Origin of the sequence: Massilia sp. AB1 (assembly GCF_018119385.1) — a bacterium.
Classification (GTDB): Bacteria; Pseudomonadota; Gammaproteobacteria; order Burkholderiales; family Burkholderiaceae_D; genus Telluria.
Genome location: NZ_JAGKSG010000004.1, coordinates 15,612 through 35,699, shown reverse-complemented (window position 1 = coordinate 35,699; position 20,088 = coordinate 15,612). Strand labels below are relative to the sequence as shown.

The 20,088-nt window shown below is 66.9% G+C and carries 17 protein-coding genes; 9 read left to right on the top strand and 8 right to left on the bottom strand.

Annotation, left to right across the window (positions count from 1 at the left end):
* Window positions 1-73 precede the first annotated feature (73 nt).
* Entirely contained in the window at window positions 74-1,096 is a 1,023-nt protein-coding gene (gene trpS / locus J8847_RS03765) for a tryptophan--tRNA ligase (protein ID WP_211523346.1), read from the bottom strand.
* A gap of 308 nt (window positions 1,097-1,404) precedes the next feature.
* On the opposite strand from trpS, the gene J8847_RS03760 reads away from it, so the two are divergent.
* Together J8847_RS03760 and J8847_RS03755 are read left to right on the top strand one after the other, a co-directional pair.
* Window positions 1,405-3,729 carry a family 1 glycosylhydrolase gene (locus J8847_RS03760; protein ID WP_211523345.1) on the top strand — a complete coding sequence of 775 codons (2,325 nt, stop codon included), beginning with the start codon at window positions 1,405-1,407 and terminating at the stop codon, window positions 3,727-3,729.
* Window positions 3,730-3,892: 163 nt separating this feature from the next.
* Complete coding sequence (locus J8847_RS03755; protein ID WP_211523344.1) at window positions 3,893-5,629, top strand: cation:proton antiporter; 1,737 nt, start codon at window positions 3,893-3,895, stop codon at window positions 5,627-5,629.
* Here J8847_RS03755 and J8847_RS03750 read toward each other — a convergent pair.
* Together J8847_RS03750 and J8847_RS03745 are read right to left on the bottom strand one after the other, a co-directional pair.
* Entirely contained in the window at window positions 5,626-7,221 is a 1,596-nt protein-coding gene (locus J8847_RS03750; protein ID WP_211523343.1) for an FAD/NAD(P)-binding protein, read from the bottom strand. The two genes, J8847_RS03755 and J8847_RS03750, sit on opposite strands and share 4 nt — an antisense overlap.
* Complete coding sequence (locus tag J8847_RS03745) at window positions 7,221-8,732, bottom strand: polyamine aminopropyltransferase (protein ID WP_211523342.1); 1,512 nt, start codon at window positions 8,730-8,732, stop codon at window positions 7,221-7,223. Before J8847_RS03745 ends, J8847_RS03750 begins: the two co-directional genes overlap by 1 nt.
* A gap of 61 nt (window positions 8,733-8,793) precedes the next feature.
* Between J8847_RS03745 and J8847_RS03740 the strand changes: the two genes are divergently transcribed.
* Genes J8847_RS03740 through J8847_RS03715 form a run of 6 tightly spaced genes read left to right on the top strand, consistent with a single transcriptional unit; the run spans window position 8,794 to window position 13,510 of the window.
* Window positions 8,794-9,180 carry a DUF350 domain-containing protein gene (locus J8847_RS03740; RefSeq protein ID WP_211523341.1) on the top strand — a complete coding sequence of 129 codons (387 nt, stop codon included), beginning with the start codon at window positions 8,794-8,796 and terminating at the stop codon, window positions 9,178-9,180.
* A 39-nt stretch (window positions 9,181-9,219) separates the two neighbouring features.
* Window positions 9,220-10,245 carry an SPFH domain-containing protein gene (locus J8847_RS03735; RefSeq protein WP_211523340.1) on the top strand — a complete coding sequence of 342 codons (1,026 nt, stop codon included), beginning with the start codon at window positions 9,220-9,222 and terminating at the stop codon, window positions 10,243-10,245.
* Between the two features lie 12 nt (window positions 10,246-10,257).
* Window positions 10,258-11,697, top strand: coding sequence for a DUF4178 domain-containing protein (locus J8847_RS03730; protein WP_211523339.1), 1,440 nt, complete (start codon window positions 10,258-10,260; stop codon window positions 11,695-11,697).
* Window positions 11,698-11,703: 6 nt separating this feature from the next.
* Window positions 11,704-11,865, top strand: a complete 162-nt coding sequence (locus J8847_RS03725; RefSeq protein WP_211523338.1) for a hypothetical protein — start codon at window positions 11,704-11,706, stop codon at window positions 11,863-11,865.
* Window positions 11,862-12,221 carry an adenosylmethionine decarboxylase gene (gene speD, locus J8847_RS03720; protein ID WP_211523337.1) on the top strand — a complete coding sequence of 120 codons (360 nt, stop codon included), beginning with the start codon at window positions 11,862-11,864 and terminating at the stop codon, window positions 12,219-12,221. Before J8847_RS03725 ends, speD begins: the two co-directional genes overlap by 4 nt.
* A 35-nt stretch (window positions 12,222-12,256) precedes the next feature.
* Window positions 12,257-13,510, top strand: coding sequence for a CaiB/BaiF CoA-transferase family protein (locus tag J8847_RS03715; RefSeq protein ID WP_211523336.1), 1,254 nt, complete (start codon window positions 12,257-12,259; stop codon window positions 13,508-13,510).
* 184 nt (window positions 13,511-13,694) lie between these two features.
* Here the strand turns inward: J8847_RS03715 and J8847_RS03710 are convergent, their stop codons facing one another.
* The 3 genes from J8847_RS03710 to J8847_RS03700 form a co-directional block, all read right to left on the bottom strand.
* A complete protein-coding gene (locus J8847_RS03710) occupies window positions 13,695-14,018 on the bottom strand; it encodes a hypothetical protein (RefSeq protein WP_211523335.1) in 324 nt (107 codons plus the stop codon).
* A 121-nt stretch (window positions 14,019-14,139) separates the two neighbouring features.
* On the bottom strand, window positions 14,140-14,922 hold the full coding sequence (locus tag J8847_RS03705; protein WP_211523334.1) for a hypothetical protein: 783 nt from the start codon (window positions 14,920-14,922) through the stop codon (window positions 14,140-14,142).
* Window positions 14,923-14,992: 70 nt separating this feature from the next.
* Window positions 14,993-15,895, bottom strand: a complete 903-nt coding sequence (locus J8847_RS03700; RefSeq protein ID WP_211523333.1) for a LysR substrate-binding domain-containing protein — start codon at window positions 15,893-15,895, stop codon at window positions 14,993-14,995.
* 93 nt (window positions 15,896-15,988) lie between these two features.
* Between J8847_RS03700 and J8847_RS03695 the strand changes: the two genes are divergently transcribed.
* Window positions 15,989-17,086, top strand: a complete 1,098-nt coding sequence (locus J8847_RS03695) for a tartrate dehydrogenase (protein ID WP_211523332.1) — start codon at window positions 15,989-15,991, stop codon at window positions 17,084-17,086.
* A gap of 60 nt (window positions 17,087-17,146) precedes the next feature.
* Here J8847_RS03695 and J8847_RS03690 read toward each other — a convergent pair whose 3' ends face one another.
* Together J8847_RS03690 and J8847_RS03685 are read right to left on the bottom strand one after the other, a co-directional pair.
* Complete coding sequence (locus J8847_RS03690; RefSeq protein ID WP_211523331.1) at window positions 17,147-19,789, bottom strand: tyrosinase family protein; 2,643 nt, start codon at window positions 19,787-19,789, stop codon at window positions 17,147-17,149.
* Window positions 19,786-20,061, bottom strand: a complete 276-nt coding sequence (locus tag J8847_RS03685) for a hypothetical protein (protein WP_211523330.1) — start codon at window positions 20,059-20,061, stop codon at window positions 19,786-19,788. The genes J8847_RS03690 and J8847_RS03685 overlap by 4 nt, the downstream gene beginning before the upstream one ends.
* Window positions 20,062-20,088 lie beyond the last annotated feature (27 nt).

Below are 20,088 nucleotides of genomic sequence, written 5' to 3'. Positions count from 1 at the left end.
CGCCGGGCGCAAGGGTTGCCGCGCGCGCTACCCGCGGTACCGCGCGGCGATACCCGGGTTGCATGCGACACGATCAGAAGTAGGACAGGCCCAGCGCCTTCTTGACTTCGTCGGTGGTGACGGCCGCGATCTCGCGCGCCCGTGCGGTGCCTTCCTTCAGGATCTGCAGCACCTGGCCGCGGTCCTTGGCGAATTCCTCGCGGCGCGCGCGGATCGGGGCCAGCATTTCCTGCAGCACGCCTTCCAGGCGCTTCTTGACCACGCTGTCGCCCAGGCCGCCACGGGTGTAGTGCTCCTTCATCGCGGCCACGCCTTCCTTGTCCGGATCGAAGGCGTCCAGGTAGATGAAGGCCACGTTGCCCTCCAGGTGGCCCGGATCGGAAACCTTCAGGTGCAGCGGGTCGGTGTAGACCATCTTGACCGCGGCGCGGATCTCGTCGGCGGAGGCGCCCAGGTTGATGGTATTGCCCAGCGACTTGCTCATCTTGGCCTTGCCGTCGGTGCCCGGCAGGCGGCCGACTTCCGGCACGATGGCCTTGCACTCGACCAGGATGTCGCGGCCGGCGTTGCGGTTGAACTTGCGCACGATCTCGTTGCACTGCTCGATCATCGGGATCTGGTCCTCGCCCACCGGCACCACGCTGGCCTTGAAGGCGGTGATGTCGGCGGCCTGGCTGGCCGGGTAGGTCAGGAAGCCTGCCGGGATGTCGCGCTCGAAGCCGCGCAGGATGATTTCCTGCTTCACGGTCGGGTTGCGCTCCAGGCGCGCCACGGTCACCAGGTTCAGGTAATAGAAGGTGAGCTCGGTCAGTTCGGGGATCTGCGACTGGATCAGGATGGTGGTCTTGGCCGGATCAATCCCTACGGCAAGGTAATCGAGCGCCACCTCGACAACATTCCGGTGTACCTTTCCGATGTCATCCATGTTGTCGGTCAGGGCCTGGGAGTCCGCGAGCATCACGAACTGGCGGTAGGTGTCCTGGTAGGCGACCCGGTTGCGCAGGCTGCCGACGTAATGGCCGAGGTGCAACGGACCGGTCGGACGGTCGCCGGTGAGGATGATAGGCGTGGAAGGGTTAGCGGTTGGCTGGCTCATCGGGGTTCCTTGTTCTTGCCCCGATCATCCTGCGCCAATATAAAAACGCCACCTGAGTCGAGGCGGCGTTGTTTGAAATGCACATCATTTCCTGGGGCCGCGCGTTACGAGCGGCGCCACCAGGTACGAAACGTCAGATGTGCTTTCGGAAAGTTCATGGGTTGCATGGTTGCAGGTTGGCGTCCCGCTGTCAACCGCTGCGCACCCGTGACACGGCAGGCAGGGCTCCCCACAAGGTCTTTTTTCATCCGGGCGCCCTCCTGAGACCACGTTGTTGTAAAAATTCTAATAATTAATTGGTGAATGTTATGGATTTAAATACGAGCACACACACTTCGACCCGCCCGCTGGAACTGTGGGGCGGCCTTGAATGCACGGTCAACCGCGTCCGCGACGAATATTTCAGCCAGCTCGACCGCAACGGTCACGCTGAGCGCGCCTGCGACATCCAGCGGTTCGCCTCGCTCGGCATTCGCGCAATTCGCTATCCGATCCTGTGGGAACGCACGGCCCCGAACGGCCTGGACAGCGCAGACTGGACCTGGCCCGACGAGCGCCTGCCCGCCCTGCGCGAGGCGGGCGTCAACCCGATCGCCGGCCTGATCCACCACGGCAGCGGGCCCCAGCGCACCAGCCTCGTCGATCCGAACTTCGCCGAGCAGCTGGCGGAGTATGCGGGCGCGGTCGCCGCGCGCTATCCGTGGCTCGAGTATTACACCCCGGTGAACGAGCCCTGCACCACGGCCCGCTTCGCCGGCCTGTACGGCGTGTGGTACCCGCACGGGCGCGACGACCGCACCTTCATCCAGGCACTGCTCAACCAGTGCCGCGCGGTGGTGCTGTCCATGCGCGCCATCCGCAAGGTGAACCCGGACGCCAAGCTGGTCCAGACCGACGACCTGGGCAAGACCTACAGCACGCCCGAGATGGCCCACGTGGCGGACTTCTACAACGAGCGCCGCTGGCTGGCCTGGGATCTGCTGTGCGGGATGGTCGGGCCGGAGCACAAGCTGTGGAAGTACCTGACCAAGACCGGCATCCCGGCCGAGGAATTCCTCTGGTTCCGCGACAACACCTGCCCGCCGGACATCATCGGCGTCAACTACTACGTTACCAGCGAGCGCTGGCTCGACCACCGTCCCGAGCGCTTCCCGGAACACCACCGCGGCATGGCCGACGGCAAGCCCTGCGCCGACATCGAAGCCTCGCGCGTGCTGGCCACGCCGACCGCCGGCATCGCGCCGCTGCTGGCCGAGATCTGGGACCGCTACCGCATCCCGCTGGCCGTGACCGAGGCCCACATCGACGCCAACCGCGAAGACCAGCTGCGCTGGCTGCTGGAGATCTGGGAAGCGGCCCAGCAGTCGCAGCGCAATGGCGTGGACGTGCGCGCCGTCACCGTGTGGTCGCTGCTCGGCTCCTTCGACTGGAATTGTCTGGTCACCGCGAACCGCGGCTATTACGAGCCCGGCCCCTTCGACGTGCGCTCGCCCATGCCGCGTCCGACGGCGCTGGCGAAGATGATGCACGAGCTGTCCTCCGGCGCGCCGCTGTCGCACCCGGTGCTGCGCGGCCAGGGCTGGTGGCGCCGTCCGGGGCGCTTCCTGTGCCACCCGCCGGTGGCCACCCCGGCCGCCCTGACCTCGATCTCGGCCGACGGCCACCGCCTGGTGGGCACGGGCGCCGCGCCGATCCTGGTGCTGGGCGCGACCGGCACCCTGGGCCGCGCCTTCGCCCGCGTGTGCCAGAAGCGCAACCTCAACTTCAAGCTGCTGTCGCGCCAGGACATGGACATCGCCGACCCGGATTCGGTGGAGCGCGCGCTGGCCGAATACAAGCCCTGGGCGGTGATCAATACCGCCGGCTACGTGCGGGTGGACGACGCCGAGACCGACATCGAACGCTGCCTGCGCGAAAACGCGTTCGGCCCGGCGGTGCTGGCGTCGGCCTGCGCGCGCCACGGCGTGCACCTGACCAGCTTCTCGAGCGACCTGGTGTTCGACGGCCGCCAGGACCGGCCCTATGTCGAATCCGACCCGGTAGCGCCGCTCAACGTCTACGGCCGCAGCAAGGCCGAGGCGGAGCGCATCGTCCTGGACCGCAACCCGGACGCCCTGATGGTGCGCACCAGCGCCTTCTTCGGGCCCTGGGACAAGTACAACTTCGTGACCCTGGCGCTGGCAGCGCTGGAGCGCGGCGATCCCTTCGTCGCGGCGAGCGATTTGACCATCACGCCGACCTACGTGCCGGACCTGGTGCATGCCTGCCTGGACCTGGCGATCGACCGCGAGAAAGGAATCTGGCACCTGTCCAACGGCGGCGAGCTCACCTGGGCCGAGCTGGCGCTGCGCGCGGCGGAGCGGGCCGGGGTCGATGCGAGCCGGCTGGAGCTGCGCACCGGGGCACAACTCGGGTTCGCGGCGGCGCGCCCTGCCTACTGCGCCCTGCACAGCGAGCGCGGGGTGCTGCTGCCGAAGCTCGATGATGCGCTGGGACGCTATCTCGAACTGCGTGCCGGCGATCCGGTGGAGATGGAGGAGCTGGTCATGACGGCCGAGAGCCGGCAGCCGGTGGCGAGCGGGCACCGGCAGCAGGAGGCGACGGATTTGGGGGCGGTGCAGGCGGGTACCTAAGCTACGGGTACGCGTGCAAACTTGGGCCTCCGCGAAGGCGGGGGCCCAAGTTCCCTCCCGAAGTCGACATACCCGGCCAATCCCCTCCACAACCGACGGGAGACGCGCATCAAACGCTACAATGCACCGGCCCACCCCCGACTAACTACCAGGCCGATTCAACGTGCAAGAGCAACACGCCTTCCCCTTCCTGCGAGAGATCATCCTCTTCCTGATCCTCTCCGGCATCCTGATCCCCCTGCTGCAGCGCCTGCGCATCAACCAGGTCCTCGGCTTCCTGGCCGTCGGCACCATCGCAGGCCCCTACGGCCTGGGCCTGCTGGCGGACCAGTACCCGATCATGAGCGTCTTCACCTTCCCCAGCGGCGAAGGCGTCTCGATGCTGGCCGAGCTGGGGGTCCTGTTCCTGATGTTCATGATCGGCCTCGAACTCTCCGCCGCCCGCCTGTGGGCCATGCGGCGCTGGGTATTCGGCGCCGGCACCGCCCAGGTGATCCTCAGCGCCGCCCTGATCGGCGGCGCCCTCACCCTCTACGGTGAATCGAGCCCGACCGCCGTCATCCTCGGCCTGGTGCTCTCGCTCTCCTCCACCGCCGTCGTGATGCAGCTGATGACCCAGCAGCAAAGCACCGCCACGCCCCTCGGCCAGGCAGCCTTCGCGGTCCTGATGCTGCAGGACCTGGCCGTGGTGCCGATCCTGATCCTGATCGGCGCCCTCGGCAAGGGTGGCGGCGACGGGGTCGCGATGCTGGCCCTGGTCACGATGGCCAAAGCGGCAGGCGCCATCGCCCTGATTTACCTTGCTGGCGGACGCGTGATCCACCCGCTGTTCCGCGCCTTCGCCCGCCACCGCCAGCCGGACGTCTTCATGGCTTTGATCCTGCTGTCCACCTTCGGCATCGCCGCCCTGTCGGCGGCGGCCGGGCTGTCGATGGCGCTGGGCGCGCTGATCGCCGGCCTGCTGCTGGCCGAGACCGAGTTCAAGCACGAGGTCGAACTGATGGTCGAGCCCTTCAAGGGCCTGCTCATGGGCCTGTTCTTCATGACCGTCGGGATGAATATCGACACGCGGCAGATCCTCGAAGCCCCGCTATGGCTGGCCGCCTTCGTGGCCAGCCTGGTGCTGATCAAGGCCGTGGTGGTGGTGATGCTGTTCCGGATCGGCCACCTGTCCTGGGGCCGCGCCATCGAAGGCGGCCTGCTGCTGGGCCAGGGCGGCGAATTCGCCTTTATCGTGATCGGCTACGCCGTCGCTACCCGCGTGCTGGACCCGGCCCTGGGCGCACGCGTGATGCTGGCGGTCGGGCTGTCGCTGTTCATCACGCCGATGCTGGCGCGCCTGGGCAGCATGATCGGCGAGCGCTGGGAACCCAGGCAGGAGCAGCCGGAGGCCGACGAGGCCACGCTGGCCTCGGCGCGCGGCCACATCATCATCGCCGGCTTCGGCCGCGTGGGCCAGCAGCTGGCCAAGCTGCTCAAGGACCAGAACATTCCCTTCGTCGCCTTCGAGAACGACGCCAAGCTGGTCTCGAAGCTGCATGCGGAAGGCATGCCGGTCTACTTCGGCAACGCGTCGCGCCCGGAACTGCTGCGCCACGTGCACGCCGACGAAGCGCCCGCCATCGTGCTGACCATGGACCACCCGGCGTCCGCCATGCAGGCGGTGCGCGGCATCCGGCGCGAGTTCCCCCACGTGCGCCTGTTCGTGCGTTCGCGCGACGAGAAGCACGCCCGCGCCCTGCGTCTGGCCGGAGCCAGCGTTGTGGTGCCGGAGACCCTGGAGGCAAGCCTGCAGCTGTCGGCCTTCGTGCTGGAAGCGATGGGCCTGGACGAGCGCGTGGTGGACGATATCGTGGACCGCGAACGCGACGAGTTCGCAGCCAAGCTGCTGGAGTCCTAGGCGGCGCAGCGGCGCGCCGCTTCGCAGCCCCACCACGCCGCTTCCTCGAACACGGAGAAGCCCGACAGGTCGCTGTGCGCGAACAAAACCGGCCCGTCCGCTTCGCGCAGCGCCGCCAGCCCTGCATTGCTGCGAAAGCCAGGCGCCGGGATCGCCATGGCATGCGCCCGCAGGGTGATGTCGGCCCGCTCCACGCAGGCGGCAAACGCCCAGCCGTAGGCCTGGCGCAGGTCGCTGGACGCCAGCTCCATCAGCTCGGCGGGCGCGGCCTGCTGCAGCCAGCGCCGCGCCTCGAACGGCGTGCGGTCCGCCAGCGCCATGTAGGCCGTGAACACGGTCTTTTCGGGCGGCCGCACGCGGATATCCTGGTGGGTCGACACCACATAGCCCAGGCCCTTGCCGCCGTAGACGACGTTATCCCAGGCCAGCGGCGCCCCGCCCTGCTCGCGCGGGAAGTCGCGCATCAGGAAGTTGGTGACCATCCAGGGCGCGTAGGCCGGCATGTGGCGGCGGGCGTCGAAGCCCAGCGCGCCGATGTCCTCGACCACGCGCGCCGCGACGAACAGCGGCATCGCGCATACGATGCGCCGCGCCCGCACCAGGAAGCTGCGCGGTTTGCCACTCTCCAGCGTGAAGCACAGCGCTTCCGCCCTGCCGCCACGCACACGCACCGACACCGCCGTTCCCGCACGGCGCCTGCTGGCGGGCCGCGCGGCCAGCGCTTCGGCGATGGGCGACAGCCCGCCCGGCCAGGTCAGCAGCCCGTTGTCTTCGGCATTCGCCGCCCGCCCCCAGCGCCCCGCGAAGTAATGCACGCCGGCCCAGGCCGACACGTGGGCGATGCCGGCGCCGTAATCGTCGCGGCAGCAGTAGTCGAGATACCAGCGCAGCGCCGGCGAGCGGTAGCCCGCGCGGTCCAGCCAGGCGGCGAAACTGATCGCGTCCAGGCCGTCGAAAGCCGGGTCGCCGGAGGACAGCGCCGCCGGAAACGCGAAGCTGCGCCGCCCGTCCCGGCCGCGCCCATGGCGCAGCAGGTCCATGTGGGCAAGGAAGCGCTGCTGCTCGGCCTGGTCCTCCGCCGGCATCAGGCCGTCCTGCCAGTGCCCGTGCATGAACAGGCGCTCCTCGGGACCGTGCAGGACGAAGCGCTCGTCGTAGACAGGCCGCTCGTCGAGGACACCGGCCTGGATGATGCCCAGGTCGCCCAGCATCTCGCGCACATGCAGCGCCTCCATGCCCGGAAGCGGCAGGTAGTGCGCGCCCGTCGGGCAGGCGAATTCGCCGTAGCGGCTGCTTGATGCGTTGCCGAAGGCTTCGGGACCGTCGAACAGCAGATAGTCGCGCTGCCCCAGCCGGTCCAGCTTCCAGGCGGCCGACAGGCCGGCGATGCCGGAACCGAGGATCGCCACGTCGGTCTCGATGGTTTCCGAGGATGGCGGCAGCTGGGCACGGTCGCGCAGAAGGTGGCCTTCCATGCGGCCCGGGTAGCGCACCGTGGGCGTGATCTCCTGCCAGCGCAGGAAGCCCGCAGCGCTCGCCAGCCCCGCCAGCCCCGCCCCGGCGGCCGAGACGATGAAGGAACGCCGGTCCATCAGCGGATCACCTGCTGCCAGTCTTCCTCGAACTCGCGCACCAGCGACTGGGAATCGAGCCGGTTCGGCTTCATCGGCAGGCGCTGCATGTCGGGCGGGAAGGCGAACATGGCGCGGGTGGTCTCGGCATCGAGGTAGCGCATCGGCAGCGTGTAGCGCTCGGGCGGGGTGAAGCTGCCCTGCGGCGAGGCCAGGACGAAGCCCCATTCGCCGAAGGACGGCACATACAGGTGATAGGGCCAGGTCTTCATCCCCACTTCGCGCAAGGTCGCCTCGATGGTCCAGTAGGCATGCGGCGCGAAGAAGGGCGAGGTCGACTGCACCGAGATCATGCCGTGGGCCGCGATGTGCTTGCGCAGGATGCCGTAGAACGGCACCGAGTACAGCTTGCCGAGGGCGAAGCTTGACGGGTCGGGAAAGTCGACGATGGCCACGTCGTACATCCCGGCCTCGCGCTGCAGCCAGACGGCGGCGTCGGCGTTGATCACCTTGACCCGCTTGTCCCTGAGCGCCCCGGCATTGAGCTTGACCAGTTCCGGCCTGGTCGCGAAAGCTCCGGTCATCTGCGGATCGAGGTCGACCAGGGTCACTTCCTGTACGTTCGGATAGCGCAGCACCTCGCGCAGGGCCAGGCCGTCGCCGCCGCCCAGCACCAGCACCTTGCGCGCCCAGGGCGCGGCCTGCATGGCCGGATGCACCAGCGCCTCGTGATAGCGGTACTCGTCGCGCGAGGAGAATTGCAGGTTGCCGTTGATGTAGAGGCGCAGGTCGTCCTTCCAGCGCGTGATCACCAGGCGCTGGTAAGGCGTGGTGGTCGAGTACACGACTTCGTCGCCGAACAGTCCGCGCTCGCCCCACTCCACCATGCGGTCCGACAGCCCGAAACCCAGCGCCAGTACGAACATCACGCTGCCGGCGCGGATCGCCCGGCCGCCCAGGTTGGTCAGCTCGGCGCGGAACACGTAGAGCGTCCAGATCGCCACGCCCACATTCAGCATCCCGAACAGGAAGCCGGTGCGCACCAGCCCCAGGTGCGGGGCCAGCACCAGCGGGAACAGCAGCGACACGGCCAGCGCGCCCAGGTAGTCGAAGGTCAGCACCCGGCTCACCAGCTCGGAGAATTCGGTGCGGCGCTCGTTCAGGGCGCGCATCACCAGCGGCACTTCCATGCCGACCATGGCGCCGATCATGAAGACCGTCACATACAGCACGGTGCGGAAAGGCGCGGCCATCCAGGTGAAGGTCATGAACAGCAGCGCGGCCGAGACGCCGCCGATCAGGCCCACCGCCAGTTCGATGTCGACGAAGCGCGCCAGCACGTCTTCGTCGCGCACGTATTTCGACAGATGGGCGCCGACGCCCATCGCGAACAGGTAGCAGCCGATGATGGTCGAGAACTGCAGCACCGAGTCGCCCAGCAGGTAGCTCGACAACGCCCCGGCAATCAGTTCGTAAGCCAATCCGCATGAAGCGACGACAAAGACGGAGAGAATGAGAATTTTTTTGGTCATACCTGTTGTTTTGCTCTAAGATCGCGGTGCTGCCAACCTGACATTATCCGTGGAGGACGAGGTGCCCGCCATCCTAAACTATCTGTTGCATCTGGCAACGGCTGTTGCCCTGGTCATGGGTTTCTTCGTGGTTTACACGCGCGTCACGCCCTACGACGAAGTGCACCTGATCCGCGCCGGGAATGGCGCGGCGGCGCTGTCGCTGGGCGGCACCCTGCTCGGCTTTTCGGTCACCGTGGCCGCAAGCCTCATGTACACGGGGGACTACGTCCAGTTCCTGGGCTGGGGCGCCTTCGCCATGCTGGTGCAGGTGCTCGTCTTCGTGATCGCCACCCGCCTGCTGCGCATGTCGAAAGACCAGATCGAAGCCAACAACATGGCTTTCGGCGGCCTGCTCGGCGCCATTTCGCTGTCCATCGGCCTGATCAACGCCGGCAGCATTTCCTGATTCACCACCCCTTTACTCAGTTCGCATACGGAGGCCGCCATGTCGCTCGGTTCTTTCATCAAGAAGCAGTTTCTCGACGTCCTGCAATGGAACGAGGAGACGGAGGGCGTACTCGCCTGGCGCCATCCGATGGAGGACTACGAGATCCAGAACGGCGCCACCCTGGTGGTGCGCGAATCGCAGATCGCGGTGTTCGTCGATGAAGGCCGCATCGCCGACGTGTTCGGGCCGGGCACGCACCGCCTGACCACCTCCACCCTGCCGGTGCTGACCAACCTGAAGAACTGGGACAAGCTGTTCGCCTCGCCCTTCAAGTCGGACGTGTACTTCTTCAGCACCCGCGTCCAGACGGGCCGCAAGTGGGGCACCACCCAGCCGGTGACGATCCGCGACAAGGACTTCGACATGATCCGCGTGCGCGCCTTCGGCATGTATTCCTACCGTATCCAGGACCCGCGCCTGTTCTTCACCGAGATCAGCGGCACGCGCGCGGCCTACACCCGCGACGAGGTCGAGGACCAGCTGCGCGGCATCCTGCTGGCGACCATGGCAAACTCGCTGGGCGCGTCCAAGATCGCCTTCCTCGACATGGCGGCCAACCAGACCCTGATGGCGCAGCAGATCCGCGGCGACCTGGCTGCGGCCTTCGCGCGCTACGGCGTGGGCCTGGACGAATTCAACGTCACCAGCGTCAGCCTGCCGGAAGAACTGCAGGCCGCGCTCGACGAACGCATCTCGGCCGGCATGAAGGCCAGCCTGGGCGCGGACAAGATGGGCGGCTTCACCCAGTTCCAGGTGGCCAGCAGCATTCCGCTGGCGGCCCAGAACGAAGGCGGCATCGCCGGCATCGGCGCCGGCGCGGGCGCGGGCATCGCGATCGGCCAGGCCATGGCCCAGGGCATGAGCGGCGCCTTCGCCCCGCCGCAGCCGCCGGCCGTCCCGGCGTCGAGCGATTCGATCGAGGACCGCCTGGGCAAGCTCAAGGGCCTGCTCGACAAGGGACTCATCTCGCAGGCCGATTACGACAGCACCAAGGCCGAGCTGCTCAAGAAACTGCTGGGCTGAGCACTTACCTAGATGCTGAGCGTTTCCTGCCCTTCCTGCGGCGCCCCCGTCTCCTTCCGCTCGCACGCCTCCGTCATGGCGGTGTGCGAGTTCTGCCGCACCACGGTGCACAAGGACCCGGGCGCGGTGAAGGACCTGGGCAAGCTGTCCGAGGTGTTGGAGGACTATTCGCCGATCCAGATCGGCACCTCCGGCAAACTCGGCGGGCGCGGCTTCACCGTGATCGGCCGCATCCAGCTGCGCTACGACGCCGGCATGTGGAACGAGTGGTACCTGATGTACGACGACGGCGAAGCCGGCTGGCTGGGCGACGCTTCCGGCCAGTACACGGTGACCGCCGAACGTCCCCTGCCCAGGGAATGGCCGGCGTTCGACATGGCCAGGGTGGGCGCCCAGGTTGACCTGGGCGGCGGCCTGTTCGTCGTTTCCGACCGGCGCGTGGCGACCTGCATCGGCGGCCAGGGCGAGCTGCCCTTCCGTGTCGGCGACGGCTGGCAGGCCTTGGTCGTCGACCTGCGCCGCGCGGCCTCCTTCGCCACGCTCGATTATTCGGATGGCGACACGCCGCGCCTCTACACCGGGGGCGCCGTCACGCTCGAAGCGATGCAGTGCCAGCTGCTGCGCGACGACGAGGCGATCAAGGCCACGGCCGGCCGCTACCGGGGCAAGGTCGATGCCTTGCAATGCCCGTCCTGCGGCAGCCCGATCGGCTACCTGCCCGGGATGGCCAGCAACCTAGTCTGCCCGGCCTGCGCGGCGCGCATCGACGCCGCCACGCCCGAGGCCCAGGTGCTGGCCGCCGGCGAGCGCACGGACCGGGTTCCGCTGACCTTGTCGCTTGGCGCCGTGGCGAAGATCGGCCAGCAGGAATTCCGCCTGCTCGGCGCCATGCGGCGCGTCGACGACGATGGCGAGGAATGGACCGAGTACCTGCTGTACAACGCGCGCGGCAAGTTCTTCTGGCTGGTCGAAACGAGCGAAGGCTGGTGGCGCTCCGAGGTCCTGGACGAGTGGCCGGAGCCGGGCACGCCCTCTGTGCCGAAAGCCAGGCTGCACAACGTCGACTATGAGCGCACGCTGGACTACCCTGCACGGGTAAGCTGGGCGGCGGGAGCCTTCAACTGGAAGGTGGCGGCAGGAGACCGCGTGCGGGTGCGCGAGTTCGAACGCGGCATGACCAGCCTGTCGGCGGAGAGCACCGAGGCGGAACTGACCTGGTCGCGCTCGACGCCGGTGGCTGCGGACCAGGTGCGCACCTGGTTCGGGCTGGCCGTGCCGGTCTCGACACACAAGGTGCCGCCGTCGCTGAGCGAGCTGCAGTGGAAGTTCCTGCTGTGGATCCTGGGGCTCAATGCCATTCCGCTGGTATTCAACTTCGGCGAGACCATGCTCTGGATGCTGGTCGGCCTGGTGGCGCTGTTCATCCCGCCCGATATCGTGAAAAGGGACTGACGCGCCATGAACAAGCGTTACTTCGTCTATGCAATCGCCGTCACGATCGTGACCACCATCGTCTGCTGGTTCAGCATGCTCGACTCCTCGAGCTCGTCCAGTGGCCGCGGCTACAGGTCGGGGGGCGGCTCCGGCTACTATGGCGGCGGGGGCAGCGGCCACAAATGAGCACGGTTCACCGCCCCGCCGGCATCCACCTGCTGGCCGACCTGGCCGGCATCGAGGCCGGCCTGCTCACCGATCCGGATGCGATCGACGCCCTGCTGCGCGAAGCCGCACTGAGAGCCGGCGCGCGCATCCTGCACAGCCATTTCCATACCTTCGGCCCCGGCATGGGCGTCACCGGCGTACTGCTGCTGGCCGAATCGCACATCTCGATCCACACCTGGCCCGAGCACGGCTTCGCCGCCGCCGACATCTTCATGTGCGGCGCGGCCCAGCCTGTACTGGCGCTCGAGCTCATCGAACGCGCCCTGTCCCCTGCGTCGCGCACGGTACGGACGGTGGAACGCGGCCAGCTATAATCCGAGGCTTCTCGACCTTTCACTAGAACAGCCACATGACGCAATCCGGTATCAATTCTTCGGCGCTGCCGAAAGCGCTGGGACACATCCGCGTACTCGACCTGTCGCGCGTGCTCGCCGGGCCCTGGTGCTCGCAAAACCTGGCCGACCTCGGCGCCGACGTGATCAAGATCGAGCGCCCGGGCAGCGGCGACGACACCCGCGCCTGGGGTCCGCCCTACGCGAAGGATGCCGAAGGACGCGACACCAGCGAGGCCGCCTACTACCTGTCCGCCAACCGCGGCAAGCGCTCGGTCACGGTGGACATCGCCAGCCCGGACGGCCAGGCATTGCTGCGCGAGCTGGTGAAGCACTGCGACGTGGTGCTGGAAAACTTCAAGGTCGGCCACCTGAAACGCTATGGACTCGACTATGCCTCGCTCAAGGAGATCAAGCCGGACCTGGTCTACTGCTCGATCACCGGCTTCGGCCAGGACGGGCCGTATGCGCACCGCGCGGGTTACGACTTCCTGATTCAGGGCATGGGCGGGCTGATGTCGGTGACCGGCGAGCGCGACGACTTGCCGGGCGGCGGGCCGCAGAAGGCGGGCGTGGCGCTGACCGACCTGATGACCGGCATGTATGCGACGGTGGCGGTGCTGGCGGCGCTGACCCACCGCGACCGCAGCGGCGAAGGCCAGCACATCGACATGGCCCTGCTCGACACCCAGGTGGCGATGCTGGCCAATATGGGCAGCAACTACCTCAACAGCGGCAAGCCACCCAAGCGCTGGGGCAATGCGCACGCCAACATCGTGCCCTACCAGACCTTCGCCTGCGCGGACGGGCACATCATCGTCGCCACCGGCAACGACGGGCAGTACCAGAAGTTCGTGGAGGCCGGTGGGCGGCCCGAGCTGGGGCAGGATCCGCGCTTCGCGACCAATCCGCTGCGCGTGAAGAACCGCGACTTGCTGGTGCCGGTCCTGGCCGAGATGGTCAAGGAAAAGACGCGCGACGAATGGATCGCGCTGCTGGAGGCCTGCGGCGTGCCTTGCGGGCCGATCAACGACATCGGCGAAGTGTTCGCCAACGAGCAGGTGGTGGCGCGCGAAGTGGCGATCGAACTGCCGCATCCCAAGGCGGGCAAGGTCAAGCTGGTGCGCAGCCCGATCAGGATGTCGGCGACGCCGGCGACGAGCGACAAGGCGCCGCCTTTGCTGGGGCAGCATACGGAAGAAGTGCTGCGCGAGGTGCTGGGGCGCAGTGAGGAGGAGATTGCTTCCTTGCGGGGTAAAGGGGTGGTGTGATGTGATGGAAAAAACCGCGCTGAGGCGCGGTTTTTTGTTGGGGTGGTAGTGTGCTGCGAACTTGGGTCCCGGCCTCCGCCGGGACGACGGATCAAGCGCTAGTGGCAAGCCCAAACCCGTCGTTCCGGGACTCGGCGTCCCCCTCGGCCGGAACCTAAGTTTGCCTGCAGACCCGTAGCGCATCTTAGTGCAACTGATGCTTAAAGTCCGACAACTCATCATGCACCCGCATCACCATCGACTGCACCTGCGGCGACGGCTGCGCGCTGCGGCACACCCGCTTGGCTTCATCGCCAATCGCTTCCAGGTCGTCGATGCACTGGACGATATCGGACTGGTCGTTCGACTGCATCACGCCCTGCGCCCGGCTCGACTCGTGCGCCAGCTTCTGGATGCAATCGCGGATTTCGTTCGGAATGTTCTGGTCGTTGCGGCAGACCTCTTCAGCTTGGTTGATGGTCTGCTGGACGTGACGGAAACGCTGTTGAATTTCGGCAGGTTGCAACATGATTGACCTCCTGAAAGTAAGCGGAATAAACCACTGGAGCATTCCACTTTAGGATGAATTCAGGGTTTATCAAGCGTTAATTGAAGCAGAGCTTCGGGACAAAAACGGGGCGTTCTTCCCATCATTCCGAAGCCCGGTCTTCCAGTGCCATCTGACATTCCACAAAATGCCGGGTGATCGAACCGGGCTCGGCGAGTTCGCGCTGCGCCCACGCGCGCAGCTCGCCTGACGCCAGTCCAGACAGCAGGGATTCCGGTAATGCATCAGCTTCGGCCACACGCCCGAGTCCGCGCAGTACGTCGATACCTATACGTACGTCACGAACCAAGTTGGACAATTGCGCGGACATACGCGGATGGATCGGTGGCGGAAAAAGTGGCCATGCCGTGGAATCACGATTGACCTCCGCCAATAGTCTGAGAGGATCATGGCGGTAACGGTCCGCCAGCGCAAAATCCCCCACTTCGACCACCTCCGGCAGCGCCAGATAGGCGTACTGCCGTGCCAGTGCCGGCTGCCCGGCATCCAGCCGCACGAACAGTGCGTGGGTCGAGCGCGCATCTCCCAGCGTCCTGTTCATGTCGGCGATGAGCGAGAAGCGCTGCACACGGCGGAAGCTATCCTCGTCCTTGGCCGCATCGTCGTCCAGGCCCGCGTACAGGTCGCCGGCGAACAAGCGCGCCGCCTGTTCGTCCCGTGCCGCTTCCAGTTCAGCCCGTGCCGGCGGGTAGTCTTCGACTAGCATTTTCCAATGAAACATTGTCATAAAAAAGCGGGTGCGCTCCGGCGCCACTTCCAGCTCCGCCTCGGCGAGCGATTGCTGCAAGAGGACGAGCAGATCGGCGTAGCGGCCCGCCTCGTACAAGTCTCTCATCCGTTCCGTGCGCGCTGCGGTATCGCTCATTGCTGCTCCATCCAGGCATGTGATCGGATGAACCTTAGCATGCGCAGGCAGCCGCGAAATGCGCCCTTTCTCACGGCTTCGCATCCGCCAGATAGCGTTCCAGCATCTCCACGCACACCCTCACCTTGGCCGAACCCGCCAGGCGCTGCGGATACACGGCCCACACGTTCGCTTCCTGCGCATACTCGGGCAGCACCTGCACCAGGCTGCCGTCCGCCAGATAGGGCTGCACGTCCCACAGCGAGCGCAGCACGATGCCCGCGCCTTCGCGCGCCCAGCGCAGTGCGATCTCGCCATGGTTGGTCGACAGCGAGCCCGACACCTTGACCGTCTCTTCGCCCTGCCGGCCGCGCAGGCGCCAGGTGCCGAAGGGGTGGTCGCGCTCCTTGATCGGCAGGCAGTTGTGGCTGGCCAGGTCCGCCAGGACCTTCGGCATGCCGTGGCGCGCCAGGTAGGCGGGCGATGCGCACAGCACGCGGTGGTTGTCCTTCAGCCGCCGCGCGATCAGGTGGGGCGGAATCACGTCGCCGATGCGCACATCCAGGTCGAAGCCCTCCTCCACGATGTCGACCAGGCGGTCGAACACCTCGAAACGGATCTGCAGGCCGGGATAGTCCGCCGCCAGCCGCGCGATGACGGGCGCGACCACGTTGCGGCCGAAACCGAAGCTGCTGCAGATGCGCACCCGCCCGCTCGGCTCGCGGCGCCGTTCGGAGACCGCGTCGACCAGGCTGTCCAGGTGCTCGAGGATGGTCTGCGCATGGGCCAGCACGCGTTCGCCATCGTCGGTGATGACGATGCGGCGCGTGGTACGCTGGAACAGCCGGACGCCCAGGGACTGTTCCAGGATGCCGATGCGCTTGCTCACATAGGCGGGCGACATGCCGAGCTCCTGCGCGGCCGCGGCGAAGCCCGCCTTGCGCACCACGGCGACGAACACGCGCAAATCTTCGTTCTCAACTGGATTATTCACAGACTGTGTTTTCAGTATCAACCATAGGCTGGATTATAAACAAATCGTTTTGAGTTAATCTAACACTATTCCTTCACATACCAGAGAACAAACATGAATACGACCAGGACCGCGCACCGCATCGCCGTCATCGCCGGTGACGGCATCGGCAAGGAAGTCATGCCCGAGGGCCTGCGCGCCCTCGAGGCCGTCGCACGCCGCTTTGACATTCCGCTGGCCTTCGAAACCTTCGAATGGGCCAGCTGCGACTATTACCTCCAGCACGGCAAGATGATGCCGGACGACTGGTTCGCGCAGCTGCGCGGCTTTGACGCCATCTATTTCGGCGCGGTCGGCTGGCCGGACACGGTGCCGGACCATATCTCGCTGTGGGGCTCGCTGCTGAAGTTCCGCCGCGACTTCGACCAGTACGTGAACCTGCGTCCGGTACGCCTGATGCCGGGCGTGCCCTGCCCGCTGGCCAACAAGAAGCCGGGCGACATCGATTTCTACGTGGTGCGCGAGAACACCGAAGGCGAATACTCTTCCGTCGGCGGCAAGATGTTCGAAGGCACCGAGCGCGAGCTGGTCCTGCAGGAATCCGTCTTCACCCGCCATGGCACCGACCGCATCCTGCGCTATGCCTTCGACCTGGCCCAGCGCCGCCCCAAGAAGCACCTGACCTCGGCCACCAAGTCGAACGGCATCGCGATCTCCATGCCCTACTGGGACGAACGCCTGGCCGCGATGGCCGGGTCCTATCCGGACGTCGCCTGGGACAAGTACCACATCGACATCCTGGCGGCCCGCTTCGTGCTGTCGCCGGAACGCTTCGATGTGGTGGTGGCCTCGAACCTGTTCGGCGACATCCTGTCCGACCTGGGCCCTGCCTGCACCGGCACCATCGGCATCGCCCCGTCGGCCAACCTCAACCCGGACCGGACCTTCCCGTCCTTGTTCGAGCCGGTCCACGGTTCGGCCCCGGACATCTACGGCCGCAACATCGCCAACCCGATCGCGATGATCTGGTCGGGCGCGATGATGCTGGACTTCCTGGGCAACGGGGACGCCCGCTACACTGAGGCACACGACGCGATGGTGCGCGCCATCGAGCACTGCCTGCTGCAAGGCCCGCTCACGCCGGACCTGAAAGGCAGCGCCAGCACCACCGACGTCGGCAAGGCGATCGCCGCCTACCTGGCCTCGGCCTGATCGCTTTCTTGCTGCGTGCTTAAGTGCGGGCGCAGCAAGCGCGCGTAGCCTGCCGCCGGCTTAGCGCAAGATCGGCGGCTGGTCCTTGTCGTCGCGCGGACGGCAGACGTGCCGCGCGCACCGTCTCAGCTGCTCGATATCGATGCCGAGCTGCTTGGCCAGCTCGGCGAAGCGGCCGGTCAGCACCCGCTCGCTCAGCAGGCAGCAGAGCAGGTCCTTGACACCATCATCGCCCTTGCCGTCATGACCATCGCCACCCTCGCCCGGCCGCGGATCGCCGGGCTGGGGCGCGCGCCCGATCACGGCAGTCAGCAGCTGCTCGCGCGTGAACCTGGCGCCGCGCGAGGCCAGCCCTTCCGCCACCACATGGAAGCGGTAGGCGCCGTCCTGGGTGGCCAGCATGGCCGCCTCGAACACCCCGGTGTCGGTCTCGTGCAGCGCGACGAGGGCGGTCGAGTGATCCGGTAGCGTGACGGTCGTGTTGACGACAGGGTGGGTGGCGAGCGGCCGCTCGTATTCCGTGAGCGTGGCGCGCAGGTACAGGGTGGAGCCCGGCGCCACGCCGGTCTGGCTGAGCGTGGCGCGCATGTGCAGGTTGGAGCGCGCGTGGATCAGGGCGTGGAAAGGCAGGCGCGGCCCCTGCCCCGGCGCCGCGACGGCGGGAATGTTCGCCAGCCCGGTTGTATAGCCGCGGCCCATCAGCGCCAGCAGCAGCTGCCATTCGCCCTCCCAATGCTCTTTCCCGTCATGCAGGACCGGCAGGGTCACGCGCAGGTTGCGCGAGGCCGCGCCGGGCCGGTAGGCGCCCGGCGGGAGCTGGGGCACGCCGATGATCGTCCCGTCCGGCGCCTGCAGGGCGACGGCCAGGAAATGCGGCGCGCGGGTCAGGGCCACGGCGTCGAAGGCGATGTCCGAGCGCGTGATCGAGAACGGCACGCGTGCGATTTCGCCGAAGCCCACCGAGCCTGGCGGGTCGCGCACGATGTCCCGGTTGAGCACCCCCGCCAGGATCTGGATGAAGAATTTCTCCAGCAGGAATTCGTCGTCCTGCGCGAGCGCGCCCGTGACCAGCATGAAGCCGCCCGAATTGTTGGCGATGGCGCGCAGGATGTCGTTCTGGACGTTGGCTGCGTCGGCCACCCCCACGGCGTAGAGGCGGTCGGTGATCAGGTGCTGGACGTCGGCGATCCTGGGCGAGCGGTCCTCGATGCCGTCCGTGAAGACGATGGTGGCATTGATCTCGAAGTCGCCCTTGATCGGCGAGGCGGCGATCAGGTCTGCCGCCTGCTGGATCCCGGCGCCGATGCAGGTGTGGGGATAGGCGTCGGGCGGACCGTGCTGGGTGATCTTCAGGCGCACGTCGTTGCGCACGCCAGACGTGAGCGGCCCGGCCACCTCCAGGTCGCGCACGGTCTGGGCGGCGTCGGAAAACGACACCATCGCGATTCCGTTGTCGTCGTAGAGCTGGTCGACGAAGGTGGTGGCCGCGAACTGCAGCACTTCTAGGCGCATCCGGTTGTTGCCGGCATTCGCGAGCATGCTGCCCGACTCGTCGAGCACCATGGTGACGGACGCGCGCGGGCGCTGGACGGAATTGGCGACGATCGGGATATCGTCGTCGCGCCAGAGCTCGTCGCCGAACATGTTGTGCGCGACGACACGCATCGTGCCGTTCGCGAGCGTGCCGGGCGCCTGGCCGGTGTACTGGACCCAGATCCTGAACTGGTCGGCCGGGAAGTCGCTGCCGGGGAAGGAATACGGACTCGGGTCAGCCAGGGTGAAAGGGCCGGAGGTGATCGCCGCCTCGAACATCAGTCCCCCGCAGCCCACGATCTTGAACAAGGCCGAGCGGTGGGTCGTGTCGCCCTCGGGTACGTCGTTGAAAGTGACCTGGGGCGTCTCGAGCGTGACCGTCAGCGGGTCGCCCGGGATGAATCCCGCCATGCCTCTTGCCTGGGCGGCGGCGAGCAGCAGGTCGTCGCGATGATAGACATAGCCGAGCGCGACATGGTCGAGCATCGACGCGGGCGTGGCGCCGCCGTGCATGGGCGAATTCAGGCCCACGAAAGCATCTTCGTCCTCGTTGCAGGTGCTCGGGCCGGTCGAGTATTGTTCGACGCCGGGCGCGGGGTGATTCAGCTGCCAGATGGCCCAGATGCGGTCGACATTGCAATGGTGCAGGTAGAACAGGGGATCGTCCGGCGAGCGGCCGCCGGCCATGCTCTCGCCCACCCAGACGTGGGCGTTGACGTGCGTGCCGCATTCGATCGCGCGGAAGGCCGCATAGTTGCCGGCGGAGAGCTCGTCGAGCACCTGGTTCAGGCTGGGAAGCACGTTGCCCGCGGCATCGCTGCGGCGCACGAAGTCCCAGTGGTCGAAGCGGCCGCCGCTCTTGTTGCGCCCGCCGAAGAAGGACTTCCACGGCTCGGCGTCGATATCTTGCGAATCCGCGCGCGTCCAGTCCCAGTACGGCAGGCTGACCCGGTCGTCGAACTGGCGCAGCTCCCATTCGAGCCGCAGCAGGAAGTGGCGGTGCCAGGGAAGAAAGGCCGGCCCCCAGTGGATGCCGTGGTTGAAGTGATCGTTATGCTCGGTGCCCATGCTGGCGATGACGCCGCGGCTGAAGACGTCGTTGAAGGCATCCCCGAGCCGTTCACGCTCGACCGGGGTCAGCTCGGTGAAGTTTTTTCGGCAGCGCATCATCGTTCTCCCCGCTGTTCGTCTTGTCCCGTGCCGCCCCGCTCGCGCTCGGACTGGCGCAGGTATTCGCGCACCGCCTCGAGCAGCGTTTCGCGCGCCGGCATATACGCATTGTCGGCAAGGACATATCCGCCCGAATTCTTGAAGAAGCGGCGGCGCGTGCCGTCGATCCACAGTTCTTCATGGTCGGGCCCGGTCACGATGCGGACCACGTGTCCGTCCACGTCGTGCTCGGTCGATTCAGGGTCCGGCCGCTTTTCCGATGGTGCTGGCATGGCGTGCTCCTTTCCTTGCGGTTATGG